Annotated in this window: 34 protein-coding genes; 12 read left to right on the forward strand and 22 right to left on the reverse strand. The window is 50.1% G+C overall.

Translation table 11 applies throughout. The annotated features are described in order from the left end of the window. Window positions 1-265: 265 nt before the first annotated feature. The 22 genes from QMZ65_RS03085 to QMZ65_RS03185 form a co-directional block, all read right to left on the reverse strand. Window positions 266-805 (reverse strand): Rha family transcriptional regulator, encoded by a 540-nt coding sequence (locus QMZ65_RS03085; RefSeq protein ID WP_283215371.1) that lies wholly within the window; start codon window positions 803-805, stop codon window positions 266-268. A 326-nt stretch (window positions 806-1131) separates the two neighbouring features. Continuing rightward, window positions 1132-1734, reverse strand: a complete 603-nt coding sequence (locus QMZ65_RS03090; protein ID WP_283215372.1) for a hypothetical protein — start codon at window positions 1732-1734, stop codon at window positions 1132-1134. After that, window positions 1724-1852 carry a YlcG family protein gene (locus QMZ65_RS25320; protein ID WP_166931467.1) on the reverse strand — a complete coding sequence of 43 codons (129 nt, stop codon included), beginning with the start codon at window positions 1850-1852 and terminating at the stop codon, window positions 1724-1726. The genes QMZ65_RS03090 and QMZ65_RS25320 overlap by 11 nt, the downstream gene beginning before the upstream one ends. 154 nt (window positions 1853-2006) lie before the next feature. Continuing rightward, on the reverse strand, window positions 2007-2600 hold the full coding sequence (locus tag QMZ65_RS03095) for a recombination protein NinG (protein WP_283215373.1): 594 nt from the start codon (window positions 2598-2600) through the stop codon (window positions 2007-2009). Continuing rightward, window positions 2593-2889, reverse strand: coding sequence for a hypothetical protein (locus tag QMZ65_RS03100; RefSeq protein WP_283215374.1), 297 nt, complete (start codon window positions 2887-2889; stop codon window positions 2593-2595). Before QMZ65_RS03100 ends, QMZ65_RS03095 begins: the two co-directional genes overlap by 8 nt. Window positions 2890-3156: 267 nt before the next feature. Then, entirely contained in the window at window positions 3157-3363 is a 207-nt protein-coding gene (locus QMZ65_RS03105) for a hypothetical protein (protein ID WP_283215375.1), read from the reverse strand. Beyond that, window positions 3360-3533, reverse strand: a complete 174-nt coding sequence (locus tag QMZ65_RS03110) for a NinE family protein (RefSeq protein WP_283215376.1) — start codon at window positions 3531-3533, stop codon at window positions 3360-3362. The genes QMZ65_RS03105 and QMZ65_RS03110 overlap by 4 nt, the downstream gene beginning before the upstream one ends. Then, the gene (locus QMZ65_RS03115; protein WP_283215377.1) at window positions 3520-3738 is read right to left on the reverse strand and encodes a hypothetical protein; all 219 of its coding nucleotides are present in this window, start codon (window positions 3736-3738) and stop codon (window positions 3520-3522) included. Before QMZ65_RS03115 ends, QMZ65_RS03110 begins: the two co-directional genes overlap by 14 nt. Continuing rightward, complete coding sequence (locus QMZ65_RS03120) at window positions 3731-4186, reverse strand: YbcN family protein (RefSeq protein ID WP_283215378.1); 456 nt, start codon at window positions 4184-4186, stop codon at window positions 3731-3733. The genes QMZ65_RS03115 and QMZ65_RS03120 overlap by 8 nt, the downstream gene beginning before the upstream one ends. Before the next feature lie 341 nt (window positions 4187-4527). Next, window positions 4528-4704 carry a hypothetical protein gene (locus QMZ65_RS03125; RefSeq protein ID WP_283215379.1) on the reverse strand — a complete coding sequence of 59 codons (177 nt, stop codon included), beginning with the start codon at window positions 4702-4704 and terminating at the stop codon, window positions 4528-4530. Next, complete coding sequence (locus QMZ65_RS03130) at window positions 4701-4997, reverse strand: DUF4406 domain-containing protein (RefSeq protein WP_283215380.1); 297 nt, start codon at window positions 4995-4997, stop codon at window positions 4701-4703. The genes QMZ65_RS03125 and QMZ65_RS03130 overlap by 4 nt, the downstream gene beginning before the upstream one ends. Continuing rightward, window positions 4997-5512 (reverse strand): hypothetical protein, encoded by a 516-nt coding sequence (locus QMZ65_RS03135; RefSeq protein WP_283215381.1) that lies wholly within the window; start codon window positions 5510-5512, stop codon window positions 4997-4999. The genes QMZ65_RS03130 and QMZ65_RS03135 overlap by 1 nt, the downstream gene beginning before the upstream one ends. A 105-nt stretch (window positions 5513-5617) precedes the next feature. Beyond that, window positions 5618-6097, reverse strand: a complete 480-nt coding sequence (locus QMZ65_RS03140; protein ID WP_283215382.1) for a hypothetical protein — start codon at window positions 6095-6097, stop codon at window positions 5618-5620. Beyond that, window positions 6090-6335 (reverse strand): hypothetical protein, encoded by a 246-nt coding sequence (locus QMZ65_RS03145; protein WP_283215383.1) that lies wholly within the window; start codon window positions 6333-6335, stop codon window positions 6090-6092. Before QMZ65_RS03145 ends, QMZ65_RS03140 begins: the two co-directional genes overlap by 8 nt. Before the next feature lies 1 nt (window position 6336). Further along, window positions 6337-6459, reverse strand: a complete 123-nt coding sequence (locus QMZ65_RS03150; protein WP_283215384.1) for a hypothetical protein — start codon at window positions 6457-6459, stop codon at window positions 6337-6339. After that, the gene (locus QMZ65_RS03155; RefSeq protein ID WP_283215385.1) at window positions 6456-6800 is read right to left on the reverse strand and encodes a LexA family protein; all 345 of its coding nucleotides are present in this window, start codon (window positions 6798-6800) and stop codon (window positions 6456-6458) included. Before QMZ65_RS03155 ends, QMZ65_RS03150 begins: the two co-directional genes overlap by 4 nt. Next, entirely contained in the window at window positions 6797-6946 is a 150-nt protein-coding gene (locus QMZ65_RS03160) for a hypothetical protein (protein ID WP_283215386.1), read from the reverse strand. Before QMZ65_RS03160 ends, QMZ65_RS03155 begins: the two co-directional genes overlap by 4 nt. Continuing rightward, the gene (locus QMZ65_RS03165) at window positions 6943-7638 is read right to left on the reverse strand and encodes a replication protein P (protein WP_283215387.1); all 696 of its coding nucleotides are present in this window, start codon (window positions 7636-7638) and stop codon (window positions 6943-6945) included. Before QMZ65_RS03165 ends, QMZ65_RS03160 begins: the two co-directional genes overlap by 4 nt. Beyond that, window positions 7635-8492 (reverse strand): hypothetical protein, encoded by an 858-nt coding sequence (locus QMZ65_RS03170; protein WP_283215388.1) that lies wholly within the window; start codon window positions 8490-8492, stop codon window positions 7635-7637. The genes QMZ65_RS03165 and QMZ65_RS03170 overlap by 4 nt, the downstream gene beginning before the upstream one ends. A 9-nt stretch (window positions 8493-8501) precedes the next feature. Continuing rightward, the gene (locus QMZ65_RS03175) at window positions 8502-9302 is read right to left on the reverse strand and encodes an HNH endonuclease (RefSeq protein ID WP_283215389.1); all 801 of its coding nucleotides are present in this window, start codon (window positions 9300-9302) and stop codon (window positions 8502-8504) included. Window positions 9303-9336: 34 nt separating this feature from the next. Beyond that, window positions 9337-9615, reverse strand: a complete 279-nt coding sequence (locus tag QMZ65_RS03180; protein WP_283215390.1) for a CII family transcriptional regulator — start codon at window positions 9613-9615, stop codon at window positions 9337-9339. A 133-nt stretch (window positions 9616-9748) separates the two neighbouring features. After that, on the reverse strand, window positions 9749-9979 hold the full coding sequence (locus QMZ65_RS03185; RefSeq protein WP_283215391.1) for a helix-turn-helix domain-containing protein: 231 nt from the start codon (window positions 9977-9979) through the stop codon (window positions 9749-9751). An 80-nt stretch (window positions 9980-10059) separates the two neighbouring features. Between QMZ65_RS03185 and QMZ65_RS03190 the strand changes: the two genes are divergently transcribed. From QMZ65_RS03190 to QMZ65_RS03245, 12 genes are all read left to right on the forward strand, one after another. After that, window positions 10060-10767: a LexA family transcriptional regulator gene (locus QMZ65_RS03190; RefSeq protein ID WP_502921515.1), complete on the forward strand. Its 708-nt coding sequence runs from the start codon at window positions 10060-10062 to the stop codon at window positions 10765-10767. Between the two features lie 313 nt (window positions 10768-11080). Continuing rightward, window positions 11081-11329, forward strand: a complete 249-nt coding sequence (locus tag QMZ65_RS03195) for a transcriptional antitermination N peptide (RefSeq protein WP_283215393.1) — start codon at window positions 11081-11083, stop codon at window positions 11327-11329. 6 nt (window positions 11330-11335) lie between these two features. Further along, window positions 11336-11818, forward strand: coding sequence for a hypothetical protein (locus QMZ65_RS03200; RefSeq protein ID WP_283215394.1), 483 nt, complete (start codon window positions 11336-11338; stop codon window positions 11816-11818). 68 nt (window positions 11819-11886) lie between these two features. Then, window positions 11887-12078, forward strand: coding sequence for a DUF7167 family protein (locus QMZ65_RS03205; protein WP_283215395.1), 192 nt, complete (start codon window positions 11887-11889; stop codon window positions 12076-12078). Window positions 12079-12267: 189 nt separating this feature from the next. Then, window positions 12268-13020 carry a methyltransferase gene (locus QMZ65_RS03210; protein WP_283215396.1) on the forward strand — a complete coding sequence of 251 codons (753 nt, stop codon included), beginning with the start codon at window positions 12268-12270 and terminating at the stop codon, window positions 13018-13020. 39 nt (window positions 13021-13059) lie between these two features. Then, window positions 13060-13206: a hypothetical protein gene (locus tag QMZ65_RS03215; RefSeq protein ID WP_283215397.1), complete on the forward strand. Its 147-nt coding sequence runs from the start codon at window positions 13060-13062 to the stop codon at window positions 13204-13206. 70 nt (window positions 13207-13276) lie between these two features. Continuing rightward, on the forward strand, window positions 13277-13543 hold the full coding sequence (locus tag QMZ65_RS03220) for an XkdD/Y8K6 family phage-associated protein (RefSeq protein WP_283215398.1): 267 nt from the start codon (window positions 13277-13279) through the stop codon (window positions 13541-13543). 19 nt (window positions 13544-13562) lie between these two features. Beyond that, on the forward strand, window positions 13563-13826 hold the full coding sequence (locus tag QMZ65_RS03225; RefSeq protein ID WP_283215399.1) for a hypothetical protein: 264 nt from the start codon (window positions 13563-13565) through the stop codon (window positions 13824-13826). 152 nt (window positions 13827-13978) lie between these two features. Beyond that, window positions 13979-14131, forward strand: coding sequence for a protease FtsH-inhibitory lysogeny factor CIII (locus QMZ65_RS03230; RefSeq protein WP_502921514.1), 153 nt, complete (start codon window positions 13979-13981; stop codon window positions 14129-14131). Between the two features lie 106 nt (window positions 14132-14237). Beyond that, window positions 14238-14543 (forward strand): hypothetical protein, encoded by a 306-nt coding sequence (locus tag QMZ65_RS03235; RefSeq protein ID WP_283215400.1) that lies wholly within the window; start codon window positions 14238-14240, stop codon window positions 14541-14543. Beyond that, complete coding sequence (locus QMZ65_RS03240) at window positions 14543-15454, forward strand: RecT family recombinase (RefSeq protein ID WP_283215401.1); 912 nt, start codon at window positions 14543-14545, stop codon at window positions 15452-15454. The genes QMZ65_RS03235 and QMZ65_RS03240 overlap by 1 nt, the downstream gene beginning before the upstream one ends. Next, window positions 15451-15933: a siphovirus Gp157 family protein gene (locus tag QMZ65_RS03245; RefSeq protein WP_283215402.1), complete on the forward strand. Its 483-nt coding sequence runs from the start codon at window positions 15451-15453 to the stop codon at window positions 15931-15933. The genes QMZ65_RS03240 and QMZ65_RS03245 overlap by 4 nt, the downstream gene beginning before the upstream one ends. Window positions 15934-15937: the final 4 nt, after the last annotated feature.

Here is a 15937-nt window from a genome sequence, read left to right on the forward strand (position 1 = left end):
ACGTGAAAGGTTGCCGGGCTTTAATCACCACAACGGACAGGGCACTCCGCCAAGGATTGCGGGGAACGGAGATGTAACCCGCAAAATGCCCTTTCCTGTTATGTGCTGGATGCCGCAGTTTCGAACCGTCCAGCGCGGAAACATCATGACCCATCAGCGGCGTTGGTTCCCACATCATCCTTTCAGATGTGGGGCATTCCAGCTGGCTGCCAGAATTCTTGGAGTAAACATCATCAGGCGCACGGTTAAATGCGCCTTGGGATGTTCACTTTGGCAAGCCGGGTATAGTGATTTGCCCATGCTGATCGATAAGCTCAATGCGAGCCAGCAATTGCGGTTTCTTCACTCTGCCCCAGCGGTTAAGCAATCGGCCTGACATGCTTGCCACGTCTTTCTCTTTCATGAATTCAAGCACGGCAGCGTTTCTTTCTGCCTCAAGGTTCGCAATACCCTGCCGGATCATGTCAGTCATCCAGTTGAAAGCTGCTATGTAAGCCTCTTTGAATGCCATGGCGGCTTTGCCGGTGAAGCTGAATACCAGCATCGTCCAACCGTCACGAGTCATCTGGTAGAAAGGCTGCGGCTTACCGTTCTGTAACTCATTGTTTTCATGGCAAAGCGTAAAATTGCGCTCTGCAAACTCTGTCGAACACTGGCTAATTACGGCTCTGGTTTTTCGCAGTACGTCTTTGTGATCCTTTCCAAAGGCCAGCGCCACTTTGAAAGTATCGGTTGATGACTCCGCACCAGTAAGAAATACAAGCTCACGAAAGTCCATGCCATTCACTACAGTTGGATATGTCATTGCGTTTACCTTACTTTGAGATGAACCTTTGCCGCATAGGAAATCAGCCCATCGAAGGCTCGCCAGCACACACTGACTTCCTCAAAGGCTCATTTCAAAGGGTTGGGTTCGATGGAGTTTTAAAGCGCTTGCGGAGCGCGGAGGGGTATTTCAGGCAATAAAAAAGCGCCTTCGGCTGGTAACCGTGGCGCTTTTAATCACTCACTTGTGATGGAACTGCTCAGTCCGCTTTGCTTCCCGAGCGTATATGACTATGCCAGGCTTCCCTGCCCTTTGTCTTTAGCTATTCGTGCTGTTCATTCTCCTTAGGCAGCAATTTTAGAAATCTACTTCTCCATTTCTCGCTTAATTGCGTAAAACATTTCTCCTTCGAGGATATCCAGCGCCCATTCCATTCTGTTGCGGGCTTCCTTGGTGCTGATGCCGGTGAAATAAATCAGAGAAGCTCCGATGTTTTGCACGCTCTTGCGTTTGCAATATCGTAATCTGGCTACGTTCTTAATCGGGTTGTCCTTCCCGAAGGTTTTAACCATGACAGCCTCAACGAAAGCAGCATCATCTGATTCTTTGGCGAGAGCGATGATGTTTGCTGTTGAAGTTTGCGGCATCAGCAGGTCGCGGGCTTTGCGGAATAGCTCTTCCCCACGCAGGCCTTCACAGTGCAACTCTGACACGATTTTCTCTATCTGCTTACCCTTCTGTTCGCTCCATTCGCAGCGCATCATCAGGCGGCCGATAACGTTCACTTCACCGCGATCGTAATCTTCATTGCCCAGGTGCTGTCCCCATACGGTGAGCATGTGGCGAACCCATGCCTGTTGGGAGGTGTTGATGGTCTTCCATCCATTGCCAAACAGTCGGCGCATGTCAGCTGAGCTACGCACACCGGCAAGCCTGACGATTTGCTGAAAGTCTCGTTCAATGCGCATGTTTCATCCCCATGATTTTGGCTGTGTGCTTGATGATCCGGTAATCAACCGGGAAGGTATTGCGGGCGCGGTACATCCTGAGAAACCGCCATTTGTCTCGCAGGTAATCGGCGATCATGCGAACCACCAATTAAACAGGCGCCGGGAAAACGGTAAGTGGCGGCGTGGTTGATGCTGCACACGCTCAATCTTTGCGTTCACTTCATCAAGGCGCTGCTGTAGAAGCTTCCTGGTGTGCAGGTACATTGATAGTCGGTAGTGATCGAGTGGTTTCATGCTGCCTCTCTTTGCTTATTCAGCTCTCTGGTTTTTTGCCGGTAATGCGCAGCCAGTTCCTGCAACTCTTCCCGCGTCCACTTCTTCATCTCATGCGGACCCATCAGGCGGTCGAAGGCTTCCTGACCGATTTTGGCGATGAGGTTCGGTTTATATCCGGGGATATTTCCACTGAGGTGGTGATTGCAAGGCATACACTGCTTGTGACATCCGTCTTCATCGAAGCGGGTTTCTGGTGAAGCCTTTACCGTTCTGTAATGCCCTGCGTGCCATTGGCCTTCGTGCATACGTCCGCAGCTGATACAGCAATCGTCCGCGTCACGGGTTCTGATGAACTCGTTAAACGCCTGCTGAGCCAGCTTCGTCCAGTGGCTTAATGGCTTTGCATCTGCTTTCCGCTGGTTCCATTCCGCCCTGTCTGCTTTGTCCTGCTTGCGCTTTTTACGCGCGGCATTACGCTCATCAACCTGTCGATTGAATTCCATGGCGCATTTGTAGTTGTGGCAGACTTTCTGGAGAGAACTTCGGGGGATGTATTCAGTGGAGCAGATGGGGCAGGTACGCGGCTTTGGCTGTTTGCCATTAGCCATCTATCAGCCCCTTCTCTCGCTCGTCTTCGTGTTGGAAGTCGCCATCAAGTGGCATTAAATATTTCGGGCTGGTAGTTCCGACTATTTCACCATCAGTAACAAGCCAGGTGTCTATGGCATGTTTAAACGGCCGTCCATCATTCAAGTCTGGGCAGTCATTTATAACGGAATGAGCTGGAGCAAATCTAATCAGTAGAACCGTGGCGCCCACCCAATCATTGTGAATGATCGCATTGTTATGGCTTGATGGAAGAACCATAGCTAGCCCACCTGCTTTTAACTCAGTCATTATCGCTCTCTCCGTGCATTCTGAAGTTGTCGTCTTGCATCCAGCCTGCCGCGCAGCCATCGCATGCATAGGTTTCCTGCTGCTGCAGGAGAATGCCGCAACCAACGCAGACCAAAGCAGATTGCTCGCCAGCGCCAGTGGGCTGATTTGATGGGGTTATGTTGCTCATACTCTTCCCACTTGAGGTCGGTTTCACAGGACTCACATGCGACTCCATACCAATGCTTGTCTTCACTGGTGAGGATGGTGTGGCAGCGGTGGCAGCGTTCACGGCACATTGGCGGCATCCTGTTTGTTTTTGGTGTAAATAGCCCACCCGATGTTGTCCAGCTTCTTCCGGCCCTTTGCGTCGACCAGGTGGATACCATCCTCACAGGCGTGCTCTTCCGTTACTTGCCGGGACAATGTCTCCAGCTCTTCGTAGCTGAGCGCGGTCATCTTCAGGCGGTCATAGCCAAACGTTTTTATTTTCATCTTGTCAGCCTCATGCGATTCCACTTGGCGCGCAGCAATCCGTAGGTGTAGTCGAATGTCTTTACCTCACTGGCTGGCGGGATAGGCTTTCGTTTTGAACGCGATCGCTTGGTTGGCTGGAAGATGAGATGGTCGATGCAAATTTGAGTCGGGCTCTTACGCTGCTTCATGAGGGTGCCCTTTGCCGACAAAATCAGGCCAGTGTTTCTTCAGGATTGATGTTGGCACCTTGAGTTTCAGACCAAGAGAATGTGCTTTACCCGTTACTGCTGATACCGACTTGTTGATTGCGGCAGCCATAACAGGAACTGGAACTTTCCCGGCTACACGCTCGATGTATTCTAAGTCTTTATCGGACCATGTCTTTTTAGGCATTTTGTTTTTCCTTTAAAATTTGATACTCCGAATTAATTGGAATGGTCAGCGCCAGCCCGAACTGCGCGCACCATTGCTCAACCTGATTCAGGAAGAAATGCATATCTCCGGTATCGAGGCTGGATGTGTGGCGTGGTTCGTAGGTGGTGACCTTCTCGCCGGTAACGAAGTCGGTGTAAGTGATTTCTTCGCAGCCAAGGTAAGTGCGCTTGAGGTTGCGCTTTACCCAGTCGGGGGTTGCGTCGCTGCGGCCGGATTTGATGAGGTATTCGCTGATTTCGCCGAACCACATATGGGCCAGGCTGTTCTGTGAGAGGCTGCGTTTTTCTTTCCAAGGTTTTAAGGTAAGCCGAAAGCATTCGCCGGATTCGAGCAGCGGTTGAAGCTCTTGCCCGATGGCGTTGAAATTACCTCTATGAAGCTTCAGGCCCTCTTTCGGTATCTCCATCTCTGGCCTCAATCATGTTCTGCACCAATGCCAAAGCCTCATCAGTGATGCGCTCGGTTTCTGGTGAAGGGTTGGTGTCGTGGATGCTGTCGATTAGCTGGTAGAGATTGCGGAGTGGGTCAGGTCTGAGGGGGATTACGTTGCTCATGCTCGATTACCTCTGCCGATAAACCATTCAAGCGCTTTGACGATTATCGGATTTTCATACCATTCGTCTATTAGCCGGCGCTCCAGCTTGTCGTGGTAGAAAGTTGGTCCACAGTAGTCATGCCAGCTCATGTAAACACAGGTTCCATCCTCTAGGCGCAGCCGGTAACTGGGATGGACGCTGATGTGGATTATCATGCTTCCTCCTGCTTGCTGCGGGCCAGCCACCCTTCCCAGGCGTAATTCACGAAATGGTTGCTGTACTCTCCATCCTCAAACACAAGGTTTCCTGTTGTCTGAGGCCACCACCCTTGAATCCAGCGCTCAAACTTCTTCCGCTCCAGCTCATCGCCGTTGGTTTGGATTGTCATGAACCCTCCGCAGATACGTCATAAGCTTTGATTTTCAGTTTCTTGGCTAGCGCTAACTCAGCTTTTGCTCCTTCTGATTTTTGCCAACCGGGAAGCATGAAGATTGCGTCAGCACACCTCAGCATTGCTATGCATATATCCATGTACTGAAACTGTGACAATCCATCAGGAAGAATTGCCGGGTTGAGAGGTATCAAGCCGCCAGACCTTATGCGCTCAGCCTCTTCGTTGAATGCATCGCGGTTAAAGTTTGCATATCCCGTCATCGGGCCTGAAATATAAACTTTCTCCATTAACCTTCCCTCCCATCATTCTCAATCACCCGATAGGCGATGATGTCGTCATCATCTCCGCCATGACTCCAGACCCAGCAATCAGAATGAGTTTCGGTCATAACTGTTCCGTCTCGGAATTTAATAGCCAATTCCCGGTCATTAGCGATTGGCTGTTTACCGCCGCGCCACTCAATCCACCCATCATTATCAATCTGAGGGGTGGAGGCGGGTTGGTGAACCTTCATCATCTCCAGCCTGCAAACATTCCATATGGCCTGCGCATCATCCTCATCGAAGGTGATTCCAATCCCTTCAGAGATTAACCCAACCAGGCTTTCCGGCATGGTGTGCTGAACGTCATATGGTGATATCTCGCTTAATTCTGTAAACCCTTCCTCCTGCTCCAGCACTGGCAGCGCAATCTCAAGGGCTTGCAGATAGTCTTCTTCGTAAATGCTAAGGCATCGCTGTTCACCGCCATCAGATAGACGGTCGATGTGATGCCTGCATTTTTCAGCGGTTAGCTTGTTCATTCGGTCACCCCACGTGGCGCAAAATAAGCGCAATAAACACCATGCTTATTGCAAAGCCAGCAGCCGCACCTGCAAATCGAGGCGCCCATTTCTTTGAAAAATTGTTCATTCGGTCACCCCGTTAAGCTTTTTGACGTAATTTATGCCCATGACAAACCCATCAAACTTACGCATGAAATCTTGTCCATCCCAGTTATTAAAAGAATGGCTGCAATAACTTTCTCCGCATCGCGATGTTTGCGATGGGATTTTATTGTCTATTTCGAAAGCATCTCTTAAATCATCTGGCAGCTTCAACGCAGGAAGTGGCGGCGCGGTGTAGAGCGGCTCTATTTTTATGGCGGTATCAGCAACATACGCTACAGCTTGGGTCATGTTTTCAAGTAATTGCTCACGGCATTTAAAGGCGACAGGTTCAGTCGTCAGCGCGGCATAGGAAATTTGCAGCAATTCCAGATATGCCTTAGCCGACACATCAAGCGGGTTATTTTCAACGGATCGTTCCGCTGCTTCGATGTATCCTTCAGCCCACTCAATCAGAGAGCGCCTGCGGTCTTCTGTCAGCACTGGCATGGTGTTAGTCATGGGTTTCTCCGTATTTTTCCACTATCAAAAATGGCTCATCACCGTAATGGATCACCACTTTATCGGTCCGGGTTACGTCATATTTTTCGTAAATGTAATCCCAGCCATTTTGCAGGCCTGCCTTAGCCTCGGTTAGCGCTTTACTGGCCTCGTGAAGATCGTTCATGGCCTCAGTTTTCAGTTCATGCAGCCCTTTCATTAGCTGCTCGTCTTCTTTACTGACCTGTATTTTTTCCATCTCATTCTCCCTTCTTGCTCTTGCCGCCATTGTCGGAACGGGAACCGCGCTGTGCCGGTTTGCTTTCGCCGAATACACGCTTGATCAATTGCTCGCGGGTCAGTCCGTGAATTACCTGTGTCATGATGTCTCCTTAACTTTCATCCCGGCCGATTTGATAGCATCAACAACGTCACGCTGGTAAAGCTGAGGCTTGAATACGCCGTCATACCAGTACTCTTCGTCGTTGATGTCAGGCAGTACGATGTCCGCGTGGTCGGTAAGCGTCAGGCCGCGACACACTCCCTTGATACGATTCACGTAACCCTTGCGAGCCAGAATCTCGATGGTCTGATAGGCGTTTCCGGGGTTGAAGCCGAAGTGGTTGGCGATGTCGGTATAGGTTGGTGACATGCCGTGCTCACCGATGTAACTGCGCAGGTAGGCCATCACCTTGGATTGTGCTTTGGTTAGTTCGGCTTTCATGCTCCCTCCCTGCCTTCCAGCCAGAAGAAAAACGCCCGATCGACAAATTCATTCCGATAGCCCAGGTAAGTGCGGCGCATGTCATGCTTATCGCCGTGCACACTGCGGTACAGGCGCTCGAAGCGGATGCGGATTCCTTCGCTCATGATTTGCCTCGCTTCATGGTGGCGCGGAGAAGTGCGACGCCTTCAAGTGCCTTTTCAGTGGTTGACGGGATGGATAGCTTCAGCAGCTGCTTGCGCGGCTCCGGGATTTCTTCGCCAGCCTCGATGCGCTGTGACATCTTGCGAAGCTCGGATCGGCACTTAACGCGCAACTCGGATTCGCTCAGGTTGTTGGCGCGCATCATGCTGTACAAGCCGGTGACCATCCAGTATTCGGCGTTGCTGCCCCACGGGTATTCTTCTGCAGTGACATAGCCTCCACGCTTGGCGCAGTAAGTCATCACCAGCGAATAGAGCGTGTCTTCGTCTGGCAGGCCTGCGGCGACCAGAGTGCCCTTCTTGCACCATGCGATGAACTCACCAGGTGACGGCAGGAATGGTGAGCCACTGGCGCGCGCTTCACGCATACCGGCTGAAAGCTGCTGGCGATTGTGAATGCCGTTTTCAGCGAAAGCGGCGATCCACTGACGCTTGGCGGCCGCTTCATCCTCGGGGCGCTTCCATGCAGTACTAACCGATGCCGGGAATACCTGCTTAAGGTTGCTGAACAGGGCGTCTACCAGACGTTCAACGTCTTCGTGCACGCCGCGATCAACAGGTTGCGGACCATCACCAGCGATGCGAGCCAGAGCGCTACTGTCACGATTCTGAATTGCTGATACGAGGTTTCTCATAGGAATTCATTCTCCCATGCATCGCGGCTGTTCCAGTGCTGGACAGGCGCATTCACAGCCTGCTGCATTGGGCGCGCATTTTTGTTCTGGTAACTGAGCTTCTGGCTGGCAGTGATAAACCAGTTTTTCGGCTTCTCGTGGGTAAACTCGATATCCAGCTTTTGCAGTTCGTAATTCAAGTCGATATTCGGGTAAAGCAGCTTCCAGGCTTCGTAGTCCTTGTGGTTCAACCGAACGATATTTCCTTCGAACGCATAGCGACCTGACATGGCATGAACCGTTGCCTGCGCCTCACCTTCGCAAGTCGCGTCAGCGGCTTGGGTGTTATAGGGAATCAGGTTAAGGGAATCAGGAATCAGGTTAAGGGAATCAGCAGGATTTAAATTGTTCTCAACTGGTGATTGCACCGTACTTGCACTGCGCCCTTCTGGTGCTTCATTGATTTCAATAGGTTGAGAGCTTATTTCCGGTTCTTCTATCGGTTCAGCATCGTTCTTTACTGGTGCTTCTTCCGGTTCAGGTTGTGATTCACATTGTTCTGGTATCTCACTAGCCGCTTCTTTGCAGTGAGGGTTCTGGTGTTTCTTCCAGTTCGAGATCTGGATGTAACCATTGCCTTCAACTGAATAACGGGTAATGAACTGACGATCGTGAAGCTGTTTCAGGCAGTCATCACAATCAACATTATCGAATGGCAGAACAAGCGCCTTAATCTTCTTAGGGCGGTCGTCTAAGCGCCCCTCTTTATCTGCAATGGTCCAAAGCCCGGCAAACAATAGGCGAGCAATTGGAGTGCATTCAGCAAGTTCATCGTTCGTGAAGAAGCCGGGTTTGATGTTTCGGGATCTAGCCATTATTTCACCTTAAAACGGTACGTCCTGACGTGCCTCTTCAAGGCGCTCAGAAACCCATAATTTGAAAGTCGTCCAGTTAGGCACTACCTTTGCAAACTCGGTTAATTCATCGAGATCAAGCCCATAACTATTCCAGGCTTTTAGGTAGCTCATGATGTGAGTCTGATTGATGTAGATTCTGTTTTTAAGAATCCCTCGGATGTAATAAATCCGCTGTTCTTCTGGAGGCTTGCGCTTAGTGGCAGCTACTCGGGGAATGTAATTGAAGAATTCTGCAGTAAGATCCTGAGTAACTTCTTGCGTTAGCTTTCTGTCAGCAGCAATTTCGATCGCATCCAAGATTTCCTCAACCTTGTAAATGCGAAGCCACCGCTTGATGGCTTTCTTTCCGTTGTCGTTAACGCAGAACGGCTCAATACACTCTTCGATTTTGGTGGCAACAATATCAACCACGTCATCCTTTAGGCTTTTGAGCCCGTCGCGCCAGCTGATCATCATTTCCAGTTGTTCGCGCTTAAGGTTCAATTCCTGAAGCTGCATGCGCTGTTTCTCAAGCACAGAGTTGTCGGTGAGCTCACGATCACTCTTGCCTCCATTACAGCTCTCACATGAAGTGATGAGATTCATCAAGTCGTTGTCGCCACCCTTACTTACCGGCGTAACATGGTCGACATGAAGAATTACATCCGGTGCCGAACTTCCGCAGTACTGACATTTGAAGCCATCGCGCTTAAAGACTTCAAAACGTATTTTTTTGGTTACCCCTGAGCGGATTTTTTTAACCTGGTCAGGCGTTGGTTTCTTTGGCATAATTACCCCTGTGATTTGATCCAGTCATTTCGCATTAGGCCGGGAATGAGTTGCTGCTCATCCCGGCTTTTTCATTGGTGAGAATGCTCGCCACCTGTCTGGCTAAATGAGCCATCTCGTCATCAACGACACCCCATTCAAGCACTGCCAGTAGCATCGAGAACTTAGGCAGCCAGTCGCGTTTCCAGCGGCTAATCTGCGCTTTATCGACGCCCATGGCGGCAGCTGTCTTTTCAGTGCCAATCATTGCGATCTTGTTCAGTAAGGCGCTTTCAATCTTCAGCGCCTCGTTGCGTTTGTTTGCGCGTTCCATTCGTTATATTTCCTTGTGATGTAAGAACTTGCTGTACCTTGCAGTAACAAGGTCAGTTGGTTTTGCCCTGGAGTTCCGAGGGCGGTCAGATTGATAAAGAGCGGTGTGGCAACAGGTACTAACAGTTCCTGTTTTAAGCGGCGATTTGCTGCTTACTGATCCGACGAATCTCTGAAGCTGAATACTTGCCGCCTGATGCTTTGGCGATTTTCCCTGCGTAGTCCGTTTCGCCAGTGAATTCGGTACGAGGCAGTGAGCCACGCTCTATCCACTTGTAAACGGCCTTTGGCGTCAGGCCGCAAATATCAGCCACAACAGATACGCGAACGCCTTTAATAACGTCTCCCAACGTAATTACGTTCATGTGAGTCTCCTGCGGTTGAACTTGGAGTTCATATTATGTCGGAACTGAAAGTACAGTCAACTAAATATACTATTGAACCCATGGTTCATGGAAAAGAGCGTGAAAGTTTCTCGCATAGGCTTGCGCTGGCCTGCGAAAAGGCGGGGATCGATACTTATGGCAGGCAGGCTGAGTTAGCTGTCAGGTTGAAAGTCACACCTAAGGCGGTAAGCAAATGGTTTAATGGAGAATCCATCCCACGCCAAGCGATGATGGAAAAGTTAGCAAACCTTCTTGGTTCCACCGCGCAATACCTGTATGGATATACAGATAATGATGGTATAGACTCAGATCATTATAAGCGGGCATCAGACTACTATCGTGTTGATGTTCTTGATGTCCAAGCCAGCGCGGGGCCAGGGACGATGCTATCTAATGAGTTTGTAGAAAAAATTCGAGCTATTGAATACACAACCGAACAGGCACGATCAATGTTCAATGGCAGGCCACAAGAAAGCGTGAAAGTAGTCACGGTTAATGGCGATAGCATGGAAGGAACCATCAATCCCGGTGATGAAATCTTCGTGGACATATCCGTGAACCAGTTCGACGGTGATGGCATATATGTTTTCGTCTTTGGGCGATCCCTTCACGTCAAGCGACTTCAAATGCTTAAAGACCGACTCGCGGTCATCTCAGACAACCAGGCATACGAGCGCTGGTTCATTGAAAATAACGAAGAAGACCAACTCTTTGTTATGGCAAAAGTTCTAATCAGGCAGTCAATCGACTTACGCCGCTTCGGATAAAAATTATTTTACCTTAAAGTTCATAGAGTTAACCCTCTGTGAACTTCTTTTATCTATTTTATGTACTTTAGGTACTTTACTTTGATGAACTACAAGTACATCATAAGTCCATCAGCAGGACGCTGGCGAACAACGAAACGGACTTTTGCTCTTTAACAATTTAGCCCTGTGAATACACAGGCCGAGGCGAGTGCTTCGGGCAAGAGATAGGTGGAGCTTACGCCAGTCAGGACGGTGGACCTGAGAAGCCTATGAAATTCGGAAACGTCACGGGTTCCGGCTCTTGCACCCAAGCACTCATCGAGGAAAACCCATGACCAGAAATCAACGCCGTATGGCGGCCTACAACGCGAAGAAAGCAGCAGAGGCTACCGACGCTAACCGCTTCGGGAAAAAGCTCACTGTGGCTCTCTCAGGATGCAGCTTAAACGTATCCCGCGCCACATCCTCACCAAGTCTGCGTGAGAAGCATGAGAGCACAGCGATGTGCTTACCGGAAATCGCGATTTATAACGCAGGCTACCGAACTGTCCGTAAGGGCGCGGTTCATATCACTAAGTGAGGGAACATGAAAATCATCAGTATCGAGGTATTCAACCTCAACACCACCGGCTGCCACGTATGTCAGCCAGTGCCCAAAGGATGCCTTGGCGTTGTGGTTGACCGTTACAAATTCGACTTATACCAAGAGTTGCCCGGTGGAGTTTATTTCTCTGAGTGTGGCGGCCTGTTGAATATTTATAAGCACTCACCCGGCACTAATGATGGGTTTGCTGGGCGAACCATAGCGCTTGCAGTCATGGAGCCATCAGTAATATCAAAAAACATCATGGCTAGACGAATCAGGGTTTTCAAAGGAAGCCTTTGGGATTCTCATTTAGCTGATAAAGCAGTAGCTGCGCACCTTGGAACCACACTGAGAAGTATAGGGGTAAGGGACTTAAATGACCGATATCAGGTTTATTGTTCTGCAAAAGCAACAGAGCAGTTTATGACCCGGCTATCGAAGGTAGTTGTTCTCGGTAAAGCGGAATCAAGCCCGCTGCTATAGGTCGCTCAGGCGGCCTTTTTTATTGGCTATCGCAAATCAAAAGACATCGTAACGGCTAGGAGCTGAGCATGAGCAAGAAATTCCGTGTGTATCTGGATTCAGGAGCCAATATCCACTCCAAGTATGAGCAGGAGGTTGACCTTGATGATCTCGGCATCACCGATGAGGAGTGGGATGAAATGGATGGCGATGAAAGAAACGAGGTGATGAAAGAGATTGCCTGGGAAAGGGTTGATTGGGGTTTTGAAGAGATTAACTGAGGTCGCTTAGCCGGCCTTTTTCATATCTGGAGCCACCCATGAGCAACACAGATAACGCCATAGCCTGGCTGGTCATAGCTTTGCTTATGGTGGCTGGTTGGTTGAGTAAGGTGCCGTGTTAACGGCGTGGACGCAGCAAATTAATCACGGCTCCTGATGGAGCTTTTTTTTACGCCTAAAGGAAACCAAATGCGTGTAGATAACGAAGTGTTGAATGTACTTAGTGCCTGCCAGTGCGAAGGTAACAACTTGATTCTTACTGGTCAGCTAGACCGCAATTTATACACCCGAACCAACAAGGTGATTGAAGCAGCAGGCGGTAAGTGGAACCGCAAAGTCAAAGCGCACATCTTCGATATCGATGCAGCAGAACGCATTGAGCAAATCATCCTTACCGGTGATGTCGTGGTGCCGAAAGATGATTTTGAGTTCTTCCCTACCCCGCCAGATGTTGTCCGGCACGTAATCCATTTGGCAGATATTCGCGATGGAATGAAAGTTCTTGAGCCTAGCGCTGGTCAAGGCGCAATTGCTAAGGCAGCCCATGAAGCGGCAGCAGATGTGATGATTGATATGTACGAGATTATGCCAGCCAACAATGATGCGTTACACGCTCTGAATCTTCGCCTGTCAGGCATTGGCGATCCCACTGACTTCCTTACTGTCGAGCCAACCCCTGTTTATGACCGCGTGGTAATGAACCCGCCTTTTGGTCGCCAGGCTGATATCAAGCATGTAACTCACGCACTTAAATTCCTGAAACCTGACGGCCTGTTAGTTTCAGTTATGGCTTCATCGGTGACGTTCCGTAGCAACAAACTAACTTCGGATTTCCGCCAACTGATTGAACAACGCGGAGGACACATTGAAGAGTTACCCGAAGGTGCATTTAAGTCATCTGGAACGATGGTAAACACAGTGATCGTGGTGATTCCAGCATAAAGCTGTTTCGTGGACGCAGCAGAACTTATAGAGGTGAGTATGGATAAGACTTTGGCAGAAAATGAAGCAATGTATGTGCGCAACTTCCTTGAAGAGCACTGGCATGAATTCGTTCAAGCGCTGGAAGAAAACTATGACGACGAAGCGGAAGAAATCGCCGAGGAAATCGTTAACAAATTGGCATAACGCATAGCCCGCCCCGAGCGGGTTTATTTTTGTCAGTAGTTCGGTAATGCCGGATATGAGGGAGTGAGACATGAAGAATCAAGAATTTGAGCCCGGCCCGTGGATTCTGGGTGGATGCAGTGGACGCATGATTACCACGCCTGATGGCTATGTTGGTGATGGATTTATTGCTGATGTGGATACGCTAGCGAATGCAAGGCTTATAGCCGCGGCACCTGAGCTTTTAGAGGCGCTTAAGGCGATGCTCAACAAGGCGTACAAACAGAACTGGAATGACCAATATCCAGATGAAATTGAGGCTGCTCAAAATGCGATTTCGAAGGCGCTGGGCCAGTAACAACTGACAGGAGGATGAGATGAGCAAACCAAAGGCTGGAGACAAAGTCAGGGTGATGAAATTCATCTTTGGGCACTTTAGCCATTTCGATGAATTTGTCCTGGAGGAATTCCACTATTGCCTGGGGTTCTTCCAAAGTGACGCGCATCGCGCAGACAGCAAGTTCACCCCGCTGAGTGATCTGATTGAACCGGCACCTGATTCAGCCAGAAGATACTGGAGTCACTACGGTGAATATTTCACTGATTACGTTGCAACATACGAAATCATCAAAGCCGCATAGCAGCGCAATGGCTTGTTGCGACAGGCCATGACGGTGCTAGTCACCACCGCCTTAGAGGGCTTCCAGAACCAGAAAGTATCATCCCTTATGCCTGGCGCAATGCCGGGCTTCTTTTTTCCAACACCAACCAACTAATTTCAGGAGCACTACCCATGATGAGCTATTCCATCGCGGGCGGCGTCAGCATGGGCGCTGCTCAGTTAAACGAGTCACAACTCGACCGAGTTATCGGCCGCATCCGCACCAGCGTTAAGAAAGGCTGGCGCTCCCTTATGGACACTCTAAATCAGCCAGGTAACCCATGAAAAATCGCTACTTCACGAAGGCTCAGGAGCTTTCACGAGAGGCCCATCTCTTCGGCGACAAAGCGAAGTGGGCAATGGCAATGCAGCTGTTACGGAGGTCAGTTAAATGAGCCGATTCACACTGAACGCACGCGACAAAGTCGAAGTGCAAAAAATTGCTGACGCACTGCCCGATGATGAATTGCAGCAGGTGGCGGCAGAAGCCGACGACTGGATGAACCGAAATCACGTCAACCCGCTGATGATGGCTGCACAGAACTTCCTGCAGCAGAACTACGGCAGCGCGGCAGTATCGATGCTGGACAGCGACGATGACTGGCACATCCGGTTTGATGAAATGCTTCGCGACCTGATGGTAGATACCGGGAAGCGCGAGCGCGGTATTCACGTTCTGATTAACAAGGTGGCGTGATGAGCTTCGATTTAATTGAGTTCGTAAAAAAGCAGGAGCCGCTATTTGTTGGTGCGGTTTCCGACCAGTCGATCACATGGGCTAAGGAAAGCCAGTTCGCCATTCAGCTATTCCAGAAAAATGACTTTCTGGCTAAGACAGCCATTAGCAACCCCATCAGTGCACAGAACGCGATCATCAACGTTGCAGCCATTGGTATAAGCCTCAACCCGGCAAGCAAGCTGGCATACCTGGTTCCGCGCGACGGGATGATTTGCCTCGACATCAGCTATATGGGACTTCTGCACATCGCTCAGGCGGCGGGAGTCATTAAATGGGGCCAGTGCAAGCTGGTGCACGCCAGCGACACATACGAAACCAACGGACTGGATAAAGCGCCAACCCACAAATACAACGCCTTCGTGACTCCGGAGGAACGCGGCGCGGTGATTGGTGGCTACTGCACAGTTAAGACGGCAGACGGAGATTACCTCACGGAAGAGATGAGCCTGGCTGAAATTGAAGACATCAGGAAGGTCAGCAAAGCCGGCACGTCACCCAAGGGACCATGGGTTAACTTCTGGTCGGAGATGGCAAGGAAAACCATCGTAAAACGCGCCAGCAAGTACTGGCCTCGCGCTGACCGCCTCGATAACGCAACGGACATGCTGAACGAGACCGAAGGCGTTTTCACTGAGCCGACAATGCCATACATGCCTGAGGAGAAGGTTGTTCAGGACGAGCAGCAGCGCAACGAAGAATTCGCCAGCAACCTCAATGAACTCTGCGAACAGATGCCACTTTGCTCGTCAATTAACGAGCTTAAATCGGTATTCCAGAAAGCCTACAAGATGACAGCTGGAATGCCAGTACAACAGAACGTTCAGCAGATTTATCACGAAGCCAAAAACAAACTGGAGGCAGTCGTATGACAGCTCTATATCAAATCGCAAATGACTTCGCTGCATTAACCGATTCTGGCATGGAGCCGGAAATGATTGCTGACACGCTGGACGCTATCGAGTGGGAGCTTGAGGAGAAGGTTGAGCAGTGCCTGGCTGTATGTAAAAACGAATCGGCGTACGCGGAAACCCTCAAGGAAGAGAGCCGCAAACTGGCAGAGCGCGCCCGTGCCGCAGAAAACCGCGTAAGCAGCATCAAAGAGTACGTTGCCAAATCGCTGGAAACCGCTGGCAAGAAATCACTCAAGGCGGGCATTCACCAGGTAACAGTTCGTGCACCGTCCAAGTCAGTTGAAATTACAGATGCTGGCTCGATCCCCGCTGACTATGTTGAGTACGAAACCACGATTAAGCCTAACAAGCTGGCTATCAAGCAGCAGATTGAGGCAGGTATCGAGATTCCCGGCGCACACATCAAGCTGGGCAAGCCGTCACTCATCATCAAATAGGCGG

This window comes from Pantoea sp. EABMAA-21, assembly GCF_030053335.1.
Lineage (GTDB): Bacteria > Pseudomonadota > Gammaproteobacteria > Enterobacterales > Enterobacteriaceae > Pantoea > Pantoea communis.

Bases quoted from the DNA above. Each gene is read 5' to 3' on its own strand.
- QMZ65_RS03085 (WP_283215371.1), bottom strand. From the start codon at position 805: ATGACATATCCAACTGTAGTGAATGGCATGGACTTTCGTGAGCTTGTA.
- QMZ65_RS03090 (WP_283215372.1), bottom strand. From the start codon at position 1,734: ATGCGCATTGAACGAGACTTTCAGCAAATCGTCAGGCTTGCCGGTGTG.
- QMZ65_RS25320 (WP_166931467.1), bottom strand. From the start codon at position 1,852: ATGATCGCCGATTACCTGCGAGACAAATGGCGGTTTCTCAGGATGTAC.
- QMZ65_RS03095 (WP_283215373.1), bottom strand. From the start codon at position 2,600: ATGGCTAATGGCAAACAGCCAAAGCCGCGTACCTGCCCCATCTGCTCC.
- QMZ65_RS03100 (WP_283215374.1), bottom strand. From the start codon at position 2,889: ATGACTGAGTTAAAAGCAGGTGGGCTAGCTATGGTTCTTCCATCAAGC.
- QMZ65_RS03105 (WP_283215375.1), bottom strand. From the start codon at position 3,363: ATGAAAATAAAAACGTTTGGCTATGACCGCCTGAAGATGACCGCGCTC.
- QMZ65_RS03110 (WP_283215376.1), bottom strand. From the start codon at position 3,533: ATGAAGCAGCGTAAGAGCCCGACTCAAATTTGCATCGACCATCTCATC.
- QMZ65_RS03115 (WP_283215377.1), bottom strand. From the start codon at position 3,738: ATGCCTAAAAAGACATGGTCCGATAAAGACTTAGAATACATCGAGCGT.
- QMZ65_RS03120 (WP_283215378.1), bottom strand. From the start codon at position 4,186: ATGGAGATACCGAAAGAGGGCCTGAAGCTTCATAGAGGTAATTTCAAC.
- QMZ65_RS03125 (WP_283215379.1), bottom strand. From the start codon at position 4,704: ATGACAATCCAAACCAACGGCGATGAGCTGGAGCGGAAGAAGTTTGAG.
- QMZ65_RS03130 (WP_283215380.1), bottom strand. From the start codon at position 4,997: ATGGAGAAAGTTTATATTTCAGGCCCGATGACGGGATATGCAAACTTT.
- QMZ65_RS03135 (WP_283215381.1), bottom strand. From the start codon at position 5,512: ATGAACAAGCTAACCGCTGAAAAATGCAGGCATCACATCGACCGTCTA.
- QMZ65_RS03140 (WP_283215382.1), bottom strand. From the start codon at position 6,097: ATGACTAACACCATGCCAGTGCTGACAGAAGACCGCAGGCGCTCTCTG.
- QMZ65_RS03145 (WP_283215383.1), bottom strand. From the start codon at position 6,335: ATGGAAAAAATACAGGTCAGTAAAGAAGACGAGCAGCTAATGAAAGGG.
- QMZ65_RS03150 (WP_283215384.1), bottom strand. From the start codon at position 6,459: ATGACACAGGTAATTCACGGACTGACCCGCGAGCAATTGATCAAGCGT.
- QMZ65_RS03155 (WP_283215385.1), bottom strand. From the start codon at position 6,800: ATGAAAGCCGAACTAACCAAAGCACAATCCAAGGTGATGGCCTACCTG.
- QMZ65_RS03160 (WP_283215386.1), bottom strand. From the start codon at position 6,946: ATGAGCGAAGGAATCCGCATCCGCTTCGAGCGCCTGTACCGCAGTGTG.
- QMZ65_RS03165 (WP_283215387.1), bottom strand. From the start codon at position 7,638: ATGAGAAACCTCGTATCAGCAATTCAGAATCGTGACAGTAGCGCTCTG.
- QMZ65_RS03170 (WP_283215388.1), bottom strand. From the start codon at position 8,492: ATGGCTAGATCCCGAAACATCAAACCCGGCTTCTTCACGAACGATGAA.
- QMZ65_RS03175 (WP_283215389.1), bottom strand. From the start codon at position 9,302: ATGCCAAAGAAACCAACGCCTGACCAGGTTAAAAAAATCCGCTCAGGG.
- QMZ65_RS03180 (WP_283215390.1), bottom strand. From the start codon at position 9,615: ATGGAACGCGCAAACAAACGCAACGAGGCGCTGAAGATTGAAAGCGCC.
- QMZ65_RS03185 (WP_283215391.1), bottom strand. From the start codon at position 9,979: ATGAACGTAATTACGTTGGGAGACGTTATTAAAGGCGTTCGCGTATCT.
- QMZ65_RS03190 (WP_502921515.1), top strand. From the start codon at position 10,060: ATGGTTCATGGAAAAGAGCGTGAAAGTTTCTCGCATAGGCTTGCGCTG.
- QMZ65_RS03195 (WP_283215393.1), top strand. From the start codon at position 11,081: ATGACCAGAAATCAACGCCGTATGGCGGCCTACAACGCGAAGAAAGCA.
- QMZ65_RS03200 (WP_283215394.1), top strand. From the start codon at position 11,336: ATGAAAATCATCAGTATCGAGGTATTCAACCTCAACACCACCGGCTGC.
- QMZ65_RS03205 (WP_283215395.1), top strand. From the start codon at position 11,887: ATGAGCAAGAAATTCCGTGTGTATCTGGATTCAGGAGCCAATATCCAC.
- QMZ65_RS03210 (WP_283215396.1), top strand. From the start codon at position 12,268: ATGCGTGTAGATAACGAAGTGTTGAATGTACTTAGTGCCTGCCAGTGC.
- QMZ65_RS03215 (WP_283215397.1), top strand. From the start codon at position 13,060: ATGGATAAGACTTTGGCAGAAAATGAAGCAATGTATGTGCGCAACTTC.
- QMZ65_RS03220 (WP_283215398.1), top strand. From the start codon at position 13,277: ATGAAGAATCAAGAATTTGAGCCCGGCCCGTGGATTCTGGGTGGATGC.
- QMZ65_RS03225 (WP_283215399.1), top strand. From the start codon at position 13,563: ATGAGCAAACCAAAGGCTGGAGACAAAGTCAGGGTGATGAAATTCATC.
- QMZ65_RS03230 (WP_502921514.1), top strand. From the start codon at position 13,979: ATGATGAGCTATTCCATCGCGGGCGGCGTCAGCATGGGCGCTGCTCAG.
- QMZ65_RS03235 (WP_283215400.1), top strand. From the start codon at position 14,238: ATGAGCCGATTCACACTGAACGCACGCGACAAAGTCGAAGTGCAAAAA.
- QMZ65_RS03240 (WP_283215401.1), top strand. From the start codon at position 14,543: ATGAGCTTCGATTTAATTGAGTTCGTAAAAAAGCAGGAGCCGCTATTT.
- QMZ65_RS03245 (WP_283215402.1), top strand. From the start codon at position 15,451: ATGACAGCTCTATATCAAATCGCAAATGACTTCGCTGCATTAACCGAT.